We start from the raw sequence: 16545 nt of genomic DNA, 5'->3' as shown, positions 1-16545 counted from the left end.
AGTGATTCCTATCTCAAGGTGGATGAGGCTAAGATTTTGACAGAAATTCGATGGTAGGAATCAAAGGGTCTTTGACGATGCCAAATCCCTTATAGCCCCAGCGATCAAGCAAACTCGTCATTTGCGAGCCAATGATCGATTCGGTGACAAAACGATCGCTCATTTCACCTGCATACTTGTTGAGGTATCCCAATGCATCGAATTGTTCTTGAAAGAGTAGGACATACCCATTTGCAGGCGATCGCGCTTCGTCTTCTTTTAACTTCGGATAAGCAGCAAGATAGCTGCCGTCAATTCTCGATCGAATTAAATAGTAAGTCTGTGAAAACATTTTTAGCTCTCATCTTGATGTCCTGAACTTTAAAGTCAGGTTTAGTTCAGACGAATCATGATTGATGCTCATCTGCCTAGAATCCATGCTAATTCAAGTCATCAATGCTAATTCGTGGATCAACTGCTTTCAGCAGTAAATCAGCTAGTAAATTCCCGACAATGAGCATCACTGCTCCCATCATCAAGCTCGACATAATCAAGTACAGATCTTGAGCCTGAACAGCTTGCAAAATCAATCTCCCCAAGCCTGGGAGATTAAAGAAATTCTCCGTGATAAAGGCCCCACCTAACAGGCTGGCAAATTCAAAGCCCAAAAGCGTAATCAGCGGGTTGATTGCATTTCGCAACGCATGAACATAAATCACGCGATTTTCGGACAGTCCCTTTGCGCGCGCCGTTTGCACATAATCTTGGCGCAACACATCGAGCAACTGACCTCGCATAATTCGCTGCAATCCGGCAAATCCTGCGATCGCTAAAGCCAAAGTCGGCAAAATCAAATGCCAGGCAACATCGAGAATCTTACCGAACCAATTCAAATCTGCAAAATCAATGCTGGTCAGATCTCCCACTGGAAACAGGGGCGAAGTATTCTGTGCAAAAATGAGCAGCAGCAAAGCAGTCACAAAGCTTGGAAATCCTTGTCCTGCATAGCTGAGTACTTGTAAAACTCGATCCACCCATTTTTGCTGTTTAATCGCTGCTAAGATTCCCAACGGAATCGCCACGCCCCACGTTACAACCAGCGAAGTGATTGCTAGTAAAAGCGTGGGTGGAACTCGTTCCCAGAGCAATGATACAACCGAGCGATTGTAAACAAAACTCGTTCCGAAGTCACCTTTTGTAATGATGTTCCAGACCCACAAGAAGAACTGTTCGATCCAAGATCGATCCAACCCATATTGCTTGCGAAGTTGATCAATCCGTTCTGGCGAAATTTTCGGGTTTTCGCGCAGCGTATCGAGGTAGTCACCTGGCGCAAGCTGAATGATGAAAAAGCTTAATGCGGCGGCAAGCAAGAGTGTAAATAATGCTTGCAATAATCGCTTCATCACATAAATCGAAGTTTCACTGGTCAGCGCTTCAAGAATTCGATCGAAACCAGATTGGAATCTTCTAGGGGTTGAAGTAGTCATGTGGAAAACCAGAGCGATCGGTTTCGTGATTATAGCGCTAGTATTCGACGAGCGTAACGATCGGAACTTGCGGCAAGCGATCGCGTCCTTGCAATTCTTTTAATTCAATCAAAAACGCACAGCCGACTAATTCACACCCAATTTGTTGAACCAGTTTTGCCGTTGCACCTGCGGTTCCGCCCGTGGCAATCAGATCGTCCACAATTAAGATGCGGCTTCCAGGCTGTACCGCGTCTTGATGCATCTCTAAAGTGTCTGTTCCATATTCCAATTCGTATTCGACTGAATGCACCGCAGCGGGCAGTTTTCCGGGCTTACGGACAGGTACAAATCCGATATTCATTCGGTAAGCCAAGGGTGCGCCGAAAATAAACCCTCGCGATTCCATGCCCACGATGTAGTCAGGATTGAGGTGAGAACATTTTTCCTCAAATAGCTCGATCGTGGCTCTTAGTCCGGCTGGATTTTGTAATAAAGTTGTAATGTCTCTGAACAGAATACCGGGTTTGGGAAAATCTGGAATTTCGCGGATGAAGGGTTTGAGATCCATAATGGGCAAGACTGGAAGAAGGTCAGTCATATCTTACCGTTCGCTTGAGTCTCGGCAAAGATTTCTACAGTTTGCAACTGAGACGATCGCTCAAAAATCTCGGCACCGATCACGATCGTAGACAAATTTGATTTTCCCGTTGTCATTCAATACTTGGGAATTCTCTCTGGTTTCCTGCAAATTTGTCATGTCACTCTCAGCTTCTCAACCTCCAATCTGCGACATCGTGCGGTGATACTTCCCAGTGGTGCCCGAATCACGCTGTTTGTAGTTAATCTCAGGCTTCAGTCCTAAAAGTTCACTGACCTGCTCGCGCAGTGCTTGAGTCGAAACGCCCGATCGCAGTTGCGATCGCAAATCAATCTGTCCGATCTCATTGAGCAAACAAGGGCGGAGCCAGCCATCGGCAGATAATCGCATTCGATTACAGCGATCGCAAAAACATTCCGACATTTGACTAATAAATCCCAACGTCCCCTTCGCCCCTGGAATCCGAAACACATCCGCTGGACCATTTCCTTTCACAGTCGCTTCTGTTAATCCCCAGCGTTCTCGAATCTGTTGACGAATCGTTTCTGAATCGATCCAACCCTGTTGCTGAAACAATTGATCATTCCCAATCGGCATGAACTCAATAAATCGCACATGCCATTCTCGATCAAGACTCAGAGCTGCTAACTCTAGCACTTCATGATCATTCACACCTGGAATCACCACAACATTCAGCTTCAAAGGACTAAATCCAATCCGATGCGCGGCTTGAATTCCATCCCAAACCTGCTGCCAACGAGACTTACCTCGATGACCAATAATTTGATCAAAGATTTCTGGAACGAGTGAATCTAAACTAATATTGATTCTTCTCAATCCTGCATCATAGAGATCCTGCGCCATCGACTCTAGTAAGAAGGCATTTGTCGTCATCGACAAGTCTTTGGTTTCAGGAAATTGTGCGATCGCGCTGACAATCTCGACGACTCCCGGACGAATCAAAGGCTCTCCCCCCGTCAGCCGAAATCGTGTAAACCCAACTGGAATAAACACCTCTCGCAGCAATGTCAGCAACTCCGCCTGAGTCAACAGATCTTGCTGCAATACATACGCTAAGTCACTTCCTTCCGGCATACAATATTGGCACCGGAAATTACAGCGATCGACTAAACTAATTCGTAGATAATCAACTTGGTTCATCGTTCCATTCTGCCGGATGCGCCCCGAAAGCCGCAATCTCCTCAAAACTACTCAGGCGATTCATAAATCTTATAAAGCGTGTATCAATTGCAACTCGGTCATTTCAGCCTGACAGTGGAACATCAACTTCGGTCTTCATCAAACCTCTATCATCTCTTCAGGAAAACTTGTTTGAAGAAGCAGGAAACCGCCGTAAAAATACTGAGATATCTTCCTGGGTTTGTATAGTAACTTAATTGCGTCCGAACCCCGTATCCATCGACAGTTTCACCGATCGCTCTATTCTCTATTTGCGTGAACCATCTCTTCTCTCTTAAGTCATTTGATGCGACTGAGGCAACTCACCCGCTCATTTACTGACCTACTGGTTCACATCATGGCTCAACCTCGTTACGACAAAACTGTCGATCGAAGACTCAGAACAGTGTCATCAGATTATTCCATTGGGCAAAAATATGACTACTTCTCGCCTTGCTTACGCAGTTTTCGCTATCGGTTTGTCGGTTGGGATTCAGATTATTTCCGCTTCAAGCTATTCTGCCTACGCCCAAATCACACCGCCTCCAAATTCAGGTTCACCCGGAACCACCACAGGTGGCGGATCGCGATCTTAATTATTTTCAGTTGCGGTAGACAACTTCATCACACTGCCCTAAAGTTTGTAAAGACTTGACAATAACAGCAGCTTAGGGGCTAGGAGTGGTGAAAATCAGTGCGGCAGTGGGTAAGAGTTAGTCTCAGCACGATCGCAACAGCAACAGCAGTTCTCGGAATGCAGCTTGCTGGCGCATTCCAGCAATTGGAGTTAATGGTGCTCGATCAATGGTTTCGGGCACGTCTCTTAGAACCTGTCGACTCCCGGTTGGTCATCGTCACGATCGACGAATCTGACTTTAATTCACTCAGACAATACCCAATTTCAGATGAACTCCTGGCTGAGTTGCTCACCAAGATTCAGCGCCAAAAGCCACGAGTCGTGGGAATGGATCTGTATCGAAATCTGCCTGTTGAACCTGGACATGCCGCCTTGCAAAAGGTTTACAGTCAAATGTCCAATCTGATTGGCATTGAGAAGACGATCAGCGGCAACAACTTTCCTTCCGTTGATCCCCCGCCTATCCTGCGTCAGCGCAATCAAATTGCAGCGAGCGATATTGTTCTCGATCACGATGGCAAAGTGCGGCGCAACCTGCTTTCGCTGAGAGTCAATAAGCTATGGGGAAAAGATTCGCGGACGCTGGAAACCTTGGGAACTCGCTTGGCGCTAGAGTATCTCAAAGCAGAAGGCATTACGCCAAGACCGATCTCCGGAACATCTCAGATCCAACTCGGGCGCGCCCGTTTGGAAGCTTTGTCGCCAACAACTGGGGGGTATGTTCGCGCGGACACGGGTGGATTTCAGCTGATGGCGAATTTTCGCAATCTGAGGCAGCGCTTTACCTCGGTTAGTTTTAACGATGTGCTACAAGATCGGGTTCCCGCCGGATTGATGCAAGATCGCATCGTGGTGATTGGGTCGATCGCAGAAAGTCTGAACGATCGCTTTTTTACCCCCTATTCGCAAACGGCTCAAATGACTTCAGCAGGCGTTGAAGTGCATGCAGATTTCTCCAGCCAGTTGATCAGCGCTGCGATCGAGGGCAGACCACTTTTACGAGGGGTTCCGGCTGGAGTCGGGGGCGCTTGGTTGTTAATTTGGCTCGGAGGCGGTGCGGTCTTAGGGTGGCGTGTGAAATCGTTGCGATTGGCACTGATATTAGCCGTTGGCGTTACGTTAAGCGGCATTGCTGGAACGTATCTTTTATTTTTGGCAGGCTGGTGGATGCCGATCGTCGCTCCAATTTTGGGAATGAAATTGGTCGCGTTAACCATGCGGATGCATTTAGTTTGGCGATCGCTCTCTGAATCTCATGACATGCTGCAACATTATGCAAAAACTTTAGAACAGAAAGTCGAAGAGCGCACCCAAGCTTTAAAGCAACAGAATCTTGAATTGATGCAGGCAAAACAAGAAGCCGAAGCTGCTGATCGAGCTAAAACAACGTTTCTTGCCAATGTGAATCATGAGTTGCGCACGCCACTGTCCATTATTCTCAGCAGCAGCGAATTGATGGGTTACGATAAATCGCTTGCACCGAAACAGAAAGAGCGATTGACGATGATTACTCAAAGTGTGCAGCACCTTTTAGATTTGATCAACGGTGTTTTAGAGTTGGCAAAACTCGAAGCGAATGCAGAAACTGTCGAGTTGCAAGCCGTGTCGATTCCCCAGATGTTGCACAGTTTAGAAGAACTCTATCAACCTCAAGCGATCGCGCGCGATTTAACCCTAACGCTGCACTGCGATCAAGAGGTTCCAGAGTGGGTACAAACTGACGAATGCAAGTTACGGCAAGTCTTAATGAATCTTCTGACCAATGCACTGAAGTTTACTCAACAAGGTGCTATTTCTCTGCGCGTCTTATGGATAGAAGCATCGCGATTGCGCTTTGAAGTCGAAGATACTGGGATTGGAATTGCGCCGCACGAGATGCAGTCGCTGTTTAAACCATTTATGCAAACCGAGTCAGGGCGCAGATCTGGACAAGGTTCTGGCTTAGGCTTATCGATTAGCCAACAATTACTCCAGCTACTTGGCTCCAAGCTACAAGTTCACAGTACTCTGCAAGTTGGGACTATGTTTTGGTTTGATCTGGATGCAGAATTCGTCACGTCTGCCGAGAGCGATGCGTCTGCCTCCGAAGTTGCAATCACTCACTTAGAATTACGCGATCGCCTCGGTGCATAAGCATACAAGACCTTAATCTGCTAGGAAGCCTCACTCTCCCTTTGTCCATGCAAAAATGTCAATGCAAAAAAAAGGGCTGCATCCAATCAGCCCCTTCAGTCGCAAATTTTAGTACTCCCGCAAGCTATTTGCTCGATCTCCGCAAGTAAACCCAATGACGATAGTTCGGATGAACATGACCTTCTGGCTCACGTTGCGGACCGTGTTCTACTTGGGGTTGGTCTTTTTCCGAGTTCTGACGTTGAAAGAATTTCATAAGAGTCCTCCTCAATGAAGTAATTGCAGGAGGCACTTCCAAACCTGTCACCATGCAAATCGACGCATGTCCGAATCTTTTTTGTGCCCTGTGATACTATTTTAACTCACTTTACCTGAACGTCATATGACTTGAGATAGAATCTTATCCCTGCCAAAGTACGAGTATCAGAAAATTCTGAATGATGAATTAAATCGTTTTGTAAACTCGAAGTAAAAAATTGAACAATAGCTTTAGTACACTTACGGTCGTAGATTATTAAATAAAAATTTTATTGCTTTGTTAAAAGCAAAGAGGAAGATATAGTATCTCCACAGATAGAAAAAGTCGGTCGCTATTCTATACCTGCGATCGCACATTCTTATCAGCTAAGACTTTGAAGCTCTAGGAGAAACTTCTGTGAACATTATTGCTTGGGCATTACTTGGAATTGTCGCTGGCGCGATCGCGAAGCTGCTTTATCCCGGTCGCCAAGGCGGCGGCATTCTCAGCACCATGATTTTGGGAATTGCAGGCGCAATGCTAGGAGGTAGCTTATTCTCGCTGATCACGGGCGGCGGTAAGATTGCCATCTCGGTATTTAGCCTACCGAGCTTAATTGTGGCAATTCTGGGTGCAATGATTGCAATCTTCTTGTGGGGATTAGTCACTCGCAGCGCTTCTTAAGATTGTAAAACTCTTTTAAGTTCAACATTAGGGGTTGTACTACTTCTCTTCCTCTGAATAGGGAGATGAATTGTACGATCCCTTCTTTTTAGTAGAGGTCAAACTGCGATCGCAAATCGTATGCTGAGATGCATTCAAGATTTGTAACTAAGGTAAAACAGTGATGACCTACCTCGGACAGCACATCGAAATCACAGAGCAAGATTCCGGTTGGATTGGGGTCTGGTGGCATGAAGGAGGCATGATCCAGCTTGGATTTTTCCTGAACGCGCCAGATGCATGGCAAGCCGTTACAGAATTGATTCAGCGGGATTTAGCCGTACGCTGTTTACTCGGTGTCTTGGATGAATGGCGCGACCACGATCAGATTGATGACATTGAATATGCGCTAGGTGTCAATTCACTCGTCGAATTTGTCTTAGCTTAGCTTGTCTGAGCATAGTCGGTTAGCTCTACTCAGAGAGTACAGTTTACGCGACTGTCGATTGCCTCAAGATGCGGCACGATAAGGACATGAAGATTCAAGTTCTTAATCGTTTTTCAAGAGGTGACAAGATGTTAGTTCGTTACTGGCAACCCTGGCGAGAAATCGATACATTCCGTCGCCAATTTGACCAATTGCTTGATTCGATGGCTCCGATGACCCATGAGCCGACTGACTGGACTCCTGCAGTCGAATTAAAAGATACAGGTCATGAGTTTGTTCTCCGCGCCCAACTCCCTGGCATTGACGCAAAGGATCTTGATGTTCAGGTGACCAAAGATGCGGTTTCGTTAGCAGGTGAGCATCGCCAAGAATCAAAGACCGAAGAAGGTGGATTCTTTAGAAGCGAATTCCGCTATGGTAAGTTTCAACGAGTCATTCCTCTTCCAGTTGAAGTGAAGAATGATCAAGTCAAAGCTGAGTTCAAAGATGGAATTTTGAGCTTGATCTTGCCGAAAGTTGATCAAGTCAAGACTGTGAAGTTGAATTTGGCAGATGCCACAGGCGCGATCGCAGGGACACCTGAACCGACCAACGCATAGTTTGCAGATTGAATTCTAAACAGATTGAACTCTGAAGAGGTGGGAGGCACGATCGTGCCTCCCATTTTTTGTGTGTGCTAGTTTTGTTTGTACTAGCAGTCAAATATGAATCTCTGCAAAACTCCGGATGTCATCTCAGAAGATTATGTCAAACTGAAACTGTCTCTTCGCAACAACGCTACAACAACCGCGAAAAATGAACTGATTCTGCATTCAATCGATCACACTCAGGATACTCAGTCCCATGCCAAACACAATCTTAATTGCAGACAAATTGCACCCGAACAAACAGCCTCTGTTTGAAAATGCAATCCTAACAACCGTCAACAATTTATATCAACAGATCCATCGCTCTGAACTGTCTTCGCCTGAATGTGAGCCGACTTGCTGCTTCATCAAGGTTGCATCATTGCTGAGTACCCACAAAGCACCTGCTCATCCCGCTGATTTACTCATCACAGCTAGCCTAGTCACGCCCAATTTTGCCCCGACCTTGATCCGGCTTTACGAACAAATGCCCGATCCAAAATTTGTCATCGCACTCGGAGGATGTAGCCCGATCGAGAATTCGCTCACTGCTGTAGGCAGTCTGATTCCAGTCAATACTTACATTATGGAATGCCCATTGCGATCGCAAACGCTGTTAAACGCGATCGCATCTTTGCATCATTCGTGATCCTGCTCAATCCGAGCAATTCCCGTTTTCGGATAGTAGCGTGCCAAAATCTGACGATAGTTATATCCTTGTTCGGCAAGGCTCAATGCTCCTAGTTGGCTCATTCCCTTGCCTCGAAAGGCTTCTGCGACAATATCATCCGATGCGGCATACAGCGACTCGACAATTCCGCCGCGATAGCTGACAAACTCCCCTGCGGTCTGATCAACCGCCCGATTGGTGGCATCTGCTTCTCTAGAGATACCGCTATAGACTTGAAAATATTCGTCAGACCCCATGTGATAAAGCGGTTGAGCACGCCGGAAATAGTAAGTTAAGGCATACGATCGCGCCGCAACGGCTTGAGCTTTTAGCGCTTCTGCACTCCAGCTAGGTGAAACTTCACTGGCAACGACACTATGCAAATAGTGTCGCAAATTAATATAGTTCACGACCCAAATTCTTCCGCCTTGAGCCGCGAGTAAAAATCGACCTCGGTACGGTTTGTCTCCAAGATAGAGAATTCCGTTCGGCGGGGGCTGAATCATCACCATTCCTGGTAATTGTCCGTTGCCGAAATTCATGCGATCGCCAATTCCCTGAATCGGGTAAGAATTTCCAGACGAAAGTTGACCGATGGGCTTTCCTTCTCCATCCAGAATCGTTGCACCTTGAGAAGCCGCGATCGCCAAACTCGGTTGTCCCATTGCGATCGCAACTTGCATTTCAATTAATGAATCAACCGTTCCAATCGAAGCCATCAATGCCGCTTTGGTTTTCGCATTCAGGGCAGCTTCTTCTGGAGTAAATTGCTTCGGATCAACGGGCGTTAACGTCTTTTTTGGAGCGGGAGACTTAACGGGTTGCGCTAATTTCGGCGGAGGTGACGGCAAAGCGATCGGGCTTGGCAACGGAGATGCGATCGGAGAAGGCAGCGGTGCAGGTTCACTATGACTTTGCTGATTCAAATAAACGCCAGCCAGCGGAATTAACGCCAGACACGGAACCAATAACCAGGGACGCTGTTTTAGCCACTCTAAAATCGATTTACGCCACATATTAATAATAAAGTGCGGAATTCAGGATTGAATATTCGGAACAGATCTCCACCTTACCCTCTATTCAAGCCTGAATTCCAAAATCCGCTTACCAACCTTTCTCTGCTTTATCTAAGACGTAGAGTGCAACGGATTGGATTTGGTCATCGCTGAGACGACCTTTGAATGCGGGCATTGCACCTTTGCCATTCGTCACTTGAGCAACGATCGCTTCAACTGTATCTTTGCCATTTGCGGTCAGCGCATCTTTCTTTAAAGTTTTTGCGCCGTTAATTGCGTTACCGCCGCCTGCATGACAAGCTGCACAGTTTGCATTAAAGACTTTTCCGCCTGCTGCTGCGTCGGCTGCAAATGCAGGTTGGCTGATCAATGTGGTTAGAAACACCACAGACAGGACGATTGTAGCCAACAGTGTTCTCATTCTGCGAATCATTTTGTTCTTCTCTTAAACATCAACATTCGGTAAGCAGTTCTCACCAGTGTCATGCTGTCTTCAGGAAAATCCCTACGTCAAAAGACAGCGCGTAAAACTTTTCGGTTTCGTTATTAACCGCAATAGTTCGTTACCTGGGATGCAAATAAAGGTTCACAGAAGTTTACAGTTTTAGGGCTTTCAGTAATGATTCATTGTGGATTCGCTCAATGGATAGAGCAACCCAATTAATTACCTTAATTTCATCTATTCATCTCAAAGAATCGATGCCATTATTGAATCTCATCAATGTATGTTTGATTTTGATAATTCCAATGAGTTGAGCCTATGAGATGAGGAGAGATACTTTCTAAAAAATAGAAATAAGTCTATTAATTTAGGCCATATACAAATTATTTAAAACATGCGTAGTCTTGTCACAGTAGGAATTTCAGCAGAATACACAGTATTTTTTCAGCTGTAACTCATCACTAATATATCCTTTGCTTATCGGAGTAATTACTATCCAGGGATGAGAATCTATAGACTGAAATCCATCTATTAGATTTGAGATTTATGGTCTTATTTGCACTTCAACGTCTAGACTTTTTACAGAATTTCAGAGTATCTTAATATTCAACAGATTAATCAAGTTTGATTGACTTAAACAAGTGAGTTAAACCGATTAATAACTGCCAAAGCTGGTCTAATTTTTGCGGCTCAAAGGGCTGCTTTTGCTTGGTGTGATGCAGCAATTCAACTTAATTTTTGTCGTTGAATTTGCACATTAGATTTTCGCAGTCTGAATAGCTAGACTCCAGTGATTACAAGGATCTCTGGATCAGATTCGCTTGCTCAATCGAGCGCTTAATTTGTTGATTTATCTATGTTTGGGAGTTGGATATGAAGCGTTTTTCGTCGATGTCACGGCGCAACTTTTTATTAACAGCAGGAGCGACTACTGCTTCTACGCTCTTATTAAAAGGATGTCTAGGAAATCCGCCAGAGCAGACGACTGGTGGACTACAAGCTTCTCCCGTTGCTAATGTAGGTTCTGCCGTCAAAGCAGGCGAAGAACCTGAAGTTAAAACGGTCAAATTGGGCTATTTACCGATCGTTGAAGCAGCCCCGCTGATCATCGCTCAGGCAAAAGGTTTCTTTGCCAAGCATGGCTTAACTGAAGTTTCGCTCGATAAGCAAGCAAACTGGGGTGCAGCCCGCGATAACGTCAAAATTGGCGCAGGTGGCGGCGGAATTGATGGGGGACAATGGCAAATGCCGATGCCCTACTTGATTTCTGAAGGCATTATTACCGATGGCGCTCAAGTTCCAATGTATGTATTGGCGCAATTAAACACTCAAGGAAATGGAATTGCGATCGCAAGCAAGCACCTTGGTAAAAACATCGGCTTGAAACTCGCCGATCAAACTGCATTCTTTGGCGGTCTGAAGTCTCAAGGCGGACGTTTCAAAGCCGCTTACACCTTCCCCAAAGCAAACCAAGAATTTTGGATTCGCTACTGGCTTGCAGCAGGTGGCGTTGATCCAGTAGAAGATGTTGAGTTGCTCACCGTACCGACTGCACAAACCGTTGCCGATATGAAACGTGGTGCAATGGATGCATTTAGTACAGGCGACCCCTGGCCCGCTCGTATTGTTGCTGATAAGACTGGATTTATTGCTGCCTTGACCGGAGAAATCTGGAAAGCACACCCAGAAGAGTACCTTGCAGTTCGCAAAGACTGGGTCGATAAGCATCCTAAAGCAACCAAAGCACTGCTCAAAGCTGTGATGGAAGCTCAGCAATGGTGTGATGATTTCAACAACCGGACTGAAATGGCGAAAATCCTCGCTACCCGTGAATACTTCAACGTTCCAGAGAACGTCCTCATCGAGCCGCTCATGGGCAAATACAACTTGGGTGAGCGCACCGTCGATGACAAATCACTGGCTGTGATGTACTGGAAAGATAGCAAAGGCAGCGTGTCTTACCCTTACAAGAGCCATGATCTGTGGTTCTTAACCGAAAGTGTCCGTTGGGGCTTCCTGCCACAAAACACGCTAGACAAAGCGAAAGAAATGATTGATAAAGTCAATCGCGAAGACCTCTGGAAACAAGCTGCTCAAGAATTAGGAGTTGCTTCTGCTGACATTCCCACCAGTACATCCCGAGGCGTGGAAGAGTTCTTCGATGGCGTCAAGTTTGACCCAGAGAATCCCAAAGCTTATCTCGACAGCTTAAAGATTAAGAAGCTAGCAGCGTAGTTGCTAAATCGGTGCATCTCGCACTTTGAATGACTTGTCTGATTTGTTAAACACTTACCGCAGTTAATAAGGAGCAAACCGTCATGACTATCGCCCGGAAGCGAACGACAACATTCCCCGCCTTCACTTGGGACGACAAGACCAAAGAGACACTCGACAACATTCTGATGCCGATTGGAGCATTGTTCGGATTGCTCGCCCTTTGGCAAATTCTGACCATGATTGTGCCGACCGATTTGCCAGGGCCTTTCAAAGTCATTGAAGAAACTCGGATTTTGATTCTATACCCGTTCTATGACAAGGGTGGCACAGACAAAGGGCTATTCTGGCAAGTGTTCTCCAGCTTGCAACGGGTTGCAGTTGGCTATACGTTTGCCGCAGTGGTAGGCATTAGCTTAGGCATCTTGGTTGGATTGAACAAACGTCTTTCAAAAGGTCTCGATCCAATTTTCAACATCTTAAGAACTGTTCCGCCTTTGGCATGGGTTCCGATCGCACTTGCTGCATTGAAGCAAAACCAGCCTGCTGCACTGTTCGTGATCTTCATTACTGCAATTTGGCCGATCTTAATCAACACCGCAGTGGGAGTCCGACAGATTCCGCAGGACTATAACAACGTTGCTCAAGTGCTGCAATTGCCCAAGTCGGAGTACTTTTTCAAGATTTTGATTCCCTCTGCACTGCCTTACATCTTTACTGGATTGAGAATTGCAATTGGTCTGGCTTGGTTGGCGATTATTGCAGCAGAGATTGTGATGTCCGGGATTGTGGGGATTGGCTTCTTTATCTGGAACGCTTATCAGAACAGTCAGGTGAGTGAAATCATCTTAGCCTTGGTTTACATTGGCTTAGTCGGTTGGTTGCTCGATAACCTGATGGCATGGCTTCAGAATAAGATCTTGCCGCAAAGCCAACGGTAATCCAAGAACTAGCGCGCTTGCTCCACTGCGGTAGCAAGAGGTGAAGGATGATGAGGACTGGATTTGTTCTCCGACGTTTGCGCCTCTGCGTCCTTCACTTTTTATCCCAGCGATCGTTCTCTATTCCGTTCTGAAACACTTAACCACTGTCGTTCCAGGTTTTAGTTATGACTTCCTTTGTTACTGTTGAAAGTCTTGAAAAGACCTTTGCCCTTCAAGGTGGTGGCAACTACGTTGCACTGAAGGGAATTGATTTAGAAATTAAGCAGGGCGAATTTATCTCGCTGATTGGTCACTCGGGTTGTGGTAAATCCACCTTACTGAACATGGTGGCAGGTTTAGATTTACCGACAGATGGTGTCGTGATGCTGCAAGGCGAACAAATCCTGCGCCCTGGTCCCGATAAAATGGTGGTTTTTCAAAACTACTCGCTCTTGCCTTGGATGACCGTGCGCCAAAACATTGCGCTGGCGGTTAACAATGTGATGAAAGATCTTTCAGCAGCCGAGCGGAACCAAATTGTTGAAGAACACATTGATTTAGTTGGTCTTCGACATGCCGTGGATAAGCCACCGGATCAGCTTTCTGGCGGAATGAAGCAGCGAGTCGCGATCGCACGGGCGCTGGCAACTCGTCCGAAGCTCTTACTGCTAGATGAGCCTTTCGGAGCATTGGATGCGCTGACTCGCGGGAACTTGCAAGAGCAATTGATGAAAATCTGCGAAGAGAGTCATGTGACTGCTGTCATGGTCACGCACGATGTCGATGAAGCTTTGCTGTTGAGCGATCGCATTGTCATGCTCACGAATGGACCCGAATCAAAGATCGGGCAAATCATGGAAGTAGACATTCCTCGCCCTCGCAAGCGCATGGAAGTCGTCAATCATCCCAACTACTACAGCTATCGCAGTGAAATCATTTACTTCTTGAATCAGCAAAAGCAAATCAAGAAACTGAGAGCGAGAAAAACAACCGCGATCGCTCGTCATGGCTTAGAGAAGATCAATCTTGAAATCGGATTTGTCCCGCTCACAGCTGCGGCTCCCCTGATCATTGCCAAAGAGAAAGGCTTCTTCACCCATCATGGCTTAGATGAAGTCAACTTAGTTCGTGAATCAAGCTGGCGCGGCATTCAAGATGGCATTGCTGGTAAATATTTAGATGCCGCACAAATGCCTTCTGGGATGCCTGTTTGGTTAACCGTCGGGGGATTAGGAGAACCCCTCCCTGTCGTCAGTGCTTTGACTATGACCCGAAATGGGAATGCAATTACACTCGACAAGCGATTCTTTGACAAAGGCATTACCACCTTGGCTGAGCTAAAGCGGATGCTGCTCGAGAGTGTAGATGAACGTCATACCTTTGGAGTCGTTCACCCGGCTTCGATGCACAACCTCCTCTTGCGCTACTGGCTCGCGGCAGGTGGAGTCGATCCAGATAAAGACTTAACCATTTCAACCATTCCGCCAGCGCAGATGGTTGCTCAGCTAGAAGCTGGAAACATTGATGGTTACTGTATTGGTGAACCTTGGAACATTCGGGCTTCGCTCGACAAGATTGGCTATACGATCGCAACTGACTTAGAAATCTGGGATGGTCATCCTGGTAAGGTTCTAGGCGTTCGAGAAGATTGGGCAAATACCTATCCCAACACGCACGTTGCCCTCGTCAAAGCACTGCTCGAAGCTTGTGCTTATTGTGCAAATCCAGAAAATCATCCAGAAGTTCAAGCGATTCTGTCTCAACCGCAATATCTCGATTGTGAGATGGATTACATTGGGCTTGGCGATGGCAGCCATAGTACTTGTGACATTAAAGGATCGCCGCGCGAGAACTCACACCCTCAGTTCTTTGGAGCAGGGGTCAACCGTCCCAGCCGGACAGAGCATCTTTGGATTCTGACGCAGTTGGCTCGGTGGGGCGATATTCCCTTCCCGCGGAACTGGGTGGAAATTCTAGAGCGGATTTGTAAGGTGAGTGTCTTTAGTATCGCGTCTCGTGAACTTGAACTAGAGGATGTTTCCTACAGTCGCGGACCAATTCAACTGTTTGATGGCACAACCTTTACCGCAGAAGATCCAATCGGCTATCTCAACCACCTCAAGATTAAGCACGATGTCTACATGGCAGACATTCCGCTAAAAGCTCCAGGCATTCTGGCAGCTTAAGGTGTGCGCGATCGCGAATCCACACATTCGCTCGATCCTCCAGATTTGGAGGATTAAGAGAACACCGATCCGTCGATCGCGCAGCAACACCGCCGTGCTACCTCATTCTGCACATCAACCCTCTCCTAACCATGCAAACCACTCAATCATCTAGAACAATGGTGACTTCGGCACAATCTGCACAAAGCTCTGCGTCCAGAGCAGCCAATCCCTTTCTCGTCATCGATCAAGTCTCCAAAGTGTATCCCACTAAAAATGGCGACTACACGGTTTTGAAAGATGTCAACCTCACTGTTAATCAGGGTGAATTCATCTGCGTTATCGGTCACTCGGGTTGCGGAAAATCTACCTTGCTCAACATGGTGAGCGGATTTTCCAAGCCCACCACAGGTTCTGTTCTGCTGCAAGGTAAACCGATCGAGAAACCTGGTCCCGATCGTATGGTCGTATTCCAGGGATATGCATTGCTTCCTTGGCTCACCGTGTTTGAAAACGTCTATCTCGGGGTCAACGTCGTTTATCCTGACAAGCCCAAATCTGAAAAAACTCAGATTGTCAAAGACTTTTTGGCAATGGTTGGGCTAGCCGATGCAATGGAGAAAAAGCCCACCCAAATCTCAGGTGGGATGAAACAGCGAGTTGCGATCGCCCGTGCGCTTGCCATTTGTCCAGAAGTTTTGATCTTAGATGAGCCATTTGGTGCATTAGATGCCATCACCAAAGAAGAATTGCAAGAAGAACTTTTGAAGATCTGGAACACTCACAAATGCACGGTGTTGATGATTACGCATGACATTGATGAAGCGTTATTTCTTGCAGATAAATTAGTGATGATGACTAACGGACCTGCGGCAAACATTGGAGAAGTGATGGAGATTCCATTCCGCCGTCCTCGAAATCGTGGGCGGATGATGGAAACACCAGAGTATTACAAACTGCGAAACTATGCATTGGATTTCCTCTATAATCGCTTCGCTCACGACGACGAATAACGGGTAGTGTTCTAGATGTGTGGGCATAACGTTATACTGCTCGCCCGAACTCATGACGATTGATGAATAATCCAATCACAGTATCATGCATCTTCTCAGTCTTGGAAAAACAGATCGTCTTTCTGGCAA

General features: G+C 46.4%; 18 protein-coding genes. 10 read left to right on the top strand and 8 right to left on the bottom strand.

Translation table 11 applies throughout. The features are described from left to right. Positions 1-28: 28 nt before the first annotated feature. From J0L70_RS26205 to moaA, 4 genes are all read right to left on the bottom strand, one after another. The gene (locus J0L70_RS26205) at positions 29-331 is read right to left on the bottom strand and encodes a hypothetical protein (protein WP_017289711.1); all 303 of its coding nucleotides are present in this window, start codon (positions 329-331) and stop codon (positions 29-31) included. Positions 332-419: 88 nt separating this feature from the next. Next, positions 420-1469: an ABC transporter permease gene (locus J0L70_RS26200; RefSeq protein WP_017289710.1), complete on the bottom strand. Its 1050-nt coding sequence runs from the start codon at positions 1467-1469 to the stop codon at positions 420-422. Between the two features lie 37 nt (positions 1470-1506). After that, positions 1507-2049 carry an adenine phosphoribosyltransferase gene (locus J0L70_RS26195; protein WP_017289709.1) on the bottom strand — a complete coding sequence of 181 codons (543 nt, stop codon included), beginning with the start codon at positions 2047-2049 and terminating at the stop codon, positions 1507-1509. 174 nt (positions 2050-2223) lie between these two features. After that, positions 2224-3210, bottom strand: a complete 987-nt coding sequence (moaA, locus tag J0L70_RS26190) for a GTP 3',8-cyclase MoaA (RefSeq protein WP_268181485.1) — start codon at positions 3208-3210, stop codon at positions 2224-2226. A gap of 455 nt (positions 3211-3665) precedes the next feature. Here moaA and J0L70_RS26185 point away from each other — a divergent pair, with 455 nt between their 5' ends. Together J0L70_RS26185 and J0L70_RS26180 are read left to right on the top strand one after the other, a co-directional pair. Next, positions 3666-3824 carry a hypothetical protein gene (locus J0L70_RS26185; RefSeq protein ID WP_287456440.1) on the top strand — a complete coding sequence of 53 codons (159 nt, stop codon included), beginning with the start codon at positions 3666-3668 and terminating at the stop codon, positions 3822-3824. Between the two features lie 98 nt (positions 3825-3922). Beyond that, positions 3923-5998: a CHASE2 domain-containing protein gene (locus J0L70_RS26180; RefSeq protein ID WP_287456439.1), complete on the top strand. Its 2076-nt coding sequence runs from the start codon at positions 3923-3925 to the stop codon at positions 5996-5998. A gap of 124 nt (positions 5999-6122) precedes the next feature. Here J0L70_RS26180 and J0L70_RS26175 read toward each other — a convergent pair whose 3' ends face one another. After that, entirely contained in the window at positions 6123-6254 is a 132-nt protein-coding gene (locus J0L70_RS26175) for a hypothetical protein (protein WP_287456438.1), read from the bottom strand. 399 nt (positions 6255-6653) lie between these two features. Here J0L70_RS26175 and J0L70_RS26170 point away from each other — a divergent pair, with 399 nt between their 5' ends. The 4 genes from J0L70_RS26170 (at position 6654) to J0L70_RS26155 (ending at position 8622) form a co-directional block, all read left to right on the top strand. Beyond that, complete coding sequence (locus tag J0L70_RS26170) at positions 6654-6920, top strand: GlsB/YeaQ/YmgE family stress response membrane protein (RefSeq protein ID WP_017289704.1); 267 nt, start codon at positions 6654-6656, stop codon at positions 6918-6920. A gap of 163 nt (positions 6921-7083) precedes the next feature. Further along, complete coding sequence (locus tag J0L70_RS26165) at positions 7084-7347, top strand: hypothetical protein (RefSeq protein ID WP_017289703.1); 264 nt, start codon at positions 7084-7086, stop codon at positions 7345-7347. A gap of 128 nt (positions 7348-7475) precedes the next feature. Then, entirely contained in the window at positions 7476-7946 is a 471-nt protein-coding gene (locus J0L70_RS26160; RefSeq protein WP_026148819.1) for an Hsp20/alpha crystallin family protein, read from the top strand. Between the two features lie 244 nt (positions 7947-8190). Further along, positions 8191-8622, top strand: coding sequence for an NADH-quinone oxidoreductase subunit B family protein (locus tag J0L70_RS26155; RefSeq protein ID WP_017289701.1), 432 nt, complete (start codon positions 8191-8193; stop codon positions 8620-8622). Here the strand turns inward: J0L70_RS26155 and J0L70_RS26150 are convergent. Both J0L70_RS26150 and petJ read right to left on the bottom strand, forming a co-directional pair. Beyond that, a complete protein-coding gene (locus J0L70_RS26150) occupies positions 8613-9659 on the bottom strand; it encodes a SpoIID/LytB domain-containing protein (protein ID WP_017289700.1) in 1047 nt (348 codons plus the stop codon). The two genes, J0L70_RS26155 and J0L70_RS26150, sit on opposite strands and share 10 nt — an antisense overlap. 88 nt (positions 9660-9747) lie before the next feature. Beyond that, positions 9748-10068 carry a cytochrome c6 PetJ gene (petJ, locus tag J0L70_RS26145; RefSeq protein WP_316428182.1) on the bottom strand — a complete coding sequence of 107 codons (321 nt, stop codon included), beginning with the start codon at positions 10066-10068 and terminating at the stop codon, positions 9748-9750. 906 nt (positions 10069-10974) lie between these two features. Here petJ and J0L70_RS26140 point away from each other — a divergent pair. The 4 genes from J0L70_RS26140 (at position 10975) to J0L70_RS26125 (ending at position 16416) form a co-directional block, all read left to right on the top strand. Further along, positions 10975-12336: a CmpA/NrtA family ABC transporter substrate-binding protein gene (locus J0L70_RS26140; protein WP_017289698.1), complete on the top strand. Its 1362-nt coding sequence runs from the start codon at positions 10975-10977 to the stop codon at positions 12334-12336. Between the two features lie 83 nt (positions 12337-12419). After that, on the top strand, positions 12420-13256 hold the full coding sequence (ntrB, locus tag J0L70_RS26135) for a nitrate ABC transporter permease (protein WP_287456437.1): 837 nt from the start codon (positions 12420-12422) through the stop codon (positions 13254-13256). Between the two features lie 167 nt (positions 13257-13423). Next, a complete protein-coding gene (locus J0L70_RS26130) occupies positions 13424-15424 on the top strand; it encodes an ABC transporter ATP-binding/substrate-binding protein (RefSeq protein WP_287456436.1) in 2001 nt (666 codons plus the stop codon). 158 nt (positions 15425-15582) lie between these two features. Further along, positions 15583-16416: a nitrate ABC transporter ATP-binding protein gene (locus J0L70_RS26125; RefSeq protein ID WP_287456465.1), complete on the top strand. Its 834-nt coding sequence runs from the start codon at positions 15583-15585 to the stop codon at positions 16414-16416. Positions 16417-16447: 31 nt separating this feature from the next. Here the strand turns inward: J0L70_RS26125 and J0L70_RS26120 are convergent. Continuing rightward, positions 16448-16545, bottom strand: a 98-nt coding sequence (locus J0L70_RS26120; protein ID WP_502711026.1) for an IS1 family transposase, incomplete at its 5' end; no start/stop codon positions are given.

The organism is Leptolyngbya sp. UWPOB_LEPTO1 (assembly GCF_017302695.1).
GTDB lineage: Bacteria > Cyanobacteriota > Cyanobacteriia > Leptolyngbyales > Leptolyngbyaceae > Leptolyngbya > Leptolyngbya boryana.
This window is presented reverse-complemented; position numbering and strand designations above follow the sequence as displayed.

What these genes read in the sequence shown, in the direction of transcription:
- J0L70_RS26205 (WP_017289711.1), bottom strand. Translation starts at nt 331, where the DNA reads ATGTTTTCACAGACTTACTATTTAATTCGATCGAGAATTGACGGCAGC.
- J0L70_RS26200 (WP_017289710.1), bottom strand. Translation starts at nt 1,469, where the DNA reads ATGACTACTTCAACCCCTAGAAGATTCCAATCTGGTTTCGATCGAATT.
- J0L70_RS26195 (WP_017289709.1), bottom strand. Translation starts at nt 2,049, where the DNA reads ATGACTGACCTTCTTCCAGTCTTGCCCATTATGGATCTCAAACCCTTC.
- moaA (WP_268181485.1), bottom strand. Translation starts at nt 3,210, where the DNA reads ATGAACCAAGTTGATTATCTACGAATTAGTTTAGTCGATCGCTGTAAT.
- J0L70_RS26185 (WP_287456440.1), top strand. Translation starts at nt 3,666, where the DNA reads ATGACTACTTCTCGCCTTGCTTACGCAGTTTTCGCTATCGGTTTGTCG.
- J0L70_RS26175 (WP_287456438.1), bottom strand. Translation starts at nt 6,254, where the DNA reads ATGAAATTCTTTCAACGTCAGAACTCGGAAAAAGACCAACCCCAAGTA.
- J0L70_RS26165 (WP_017289703.1), top strand. Translation starts at nt 7,084, where the DNA reads ATGACCTACCTCGGACAGCACATCGAAATCACAGAGCAAGATTCCGGT.
- J0L70_RS26160 (WP_026148819.1), top strand. Translation starts at nt 7,476, where the DNA reads ATGTTAGTTCGTTACTGGCAACCCTGGCGAGAAATCGATACATTCCGT.
- J0L70_RS26155 (WP_017289701.1), top strand. Translation starts at nt 8,191, where the DNA reads ATGCCAAACACAATCTTAATTGCAGACAAATTGCACCCGAACAAACAG.
- J0L70_RS26150 (WP_017289700.1), bottom strand. Translation starts at nt 9,659, where the DNA reads ATGTGGCGTAAATCGATTTTAGAGTGGCTAAAACAGCGTCCCTGGTTA.
- J0L70_RS26140 (WP_017289698.1), top strand. Translation starts at nt 10,975, where the DNA reads ATGAAGCGTTTTTCGTCGATGTCACGGCGCAACTTTTTATTAACAGCA.
- ntrB (WP_287456437.1), top strand. Translation starts at nt 12,420, where the DNA reads ATGACTATCGCCCGGAAGCGAACGACAACATTCCCCGCCTTCACTTGG.
- J0L70_RS26130 (WP_287456436.1), top strand. Translation starts at nt 13,424, where the DNA reads ATGACTTCCTTTGTTACTGTTGAAAGTCTTGAAAAGACCTTTGCCCTT.
- J0L70_RS26125 (WP_287456465.1), top strand. Translation starts at nt 15,583, where the DNA reads ATGGTGACTTCGGCACAATCTGCACAAAGCTCTGCGTCCAGAGCAGCC.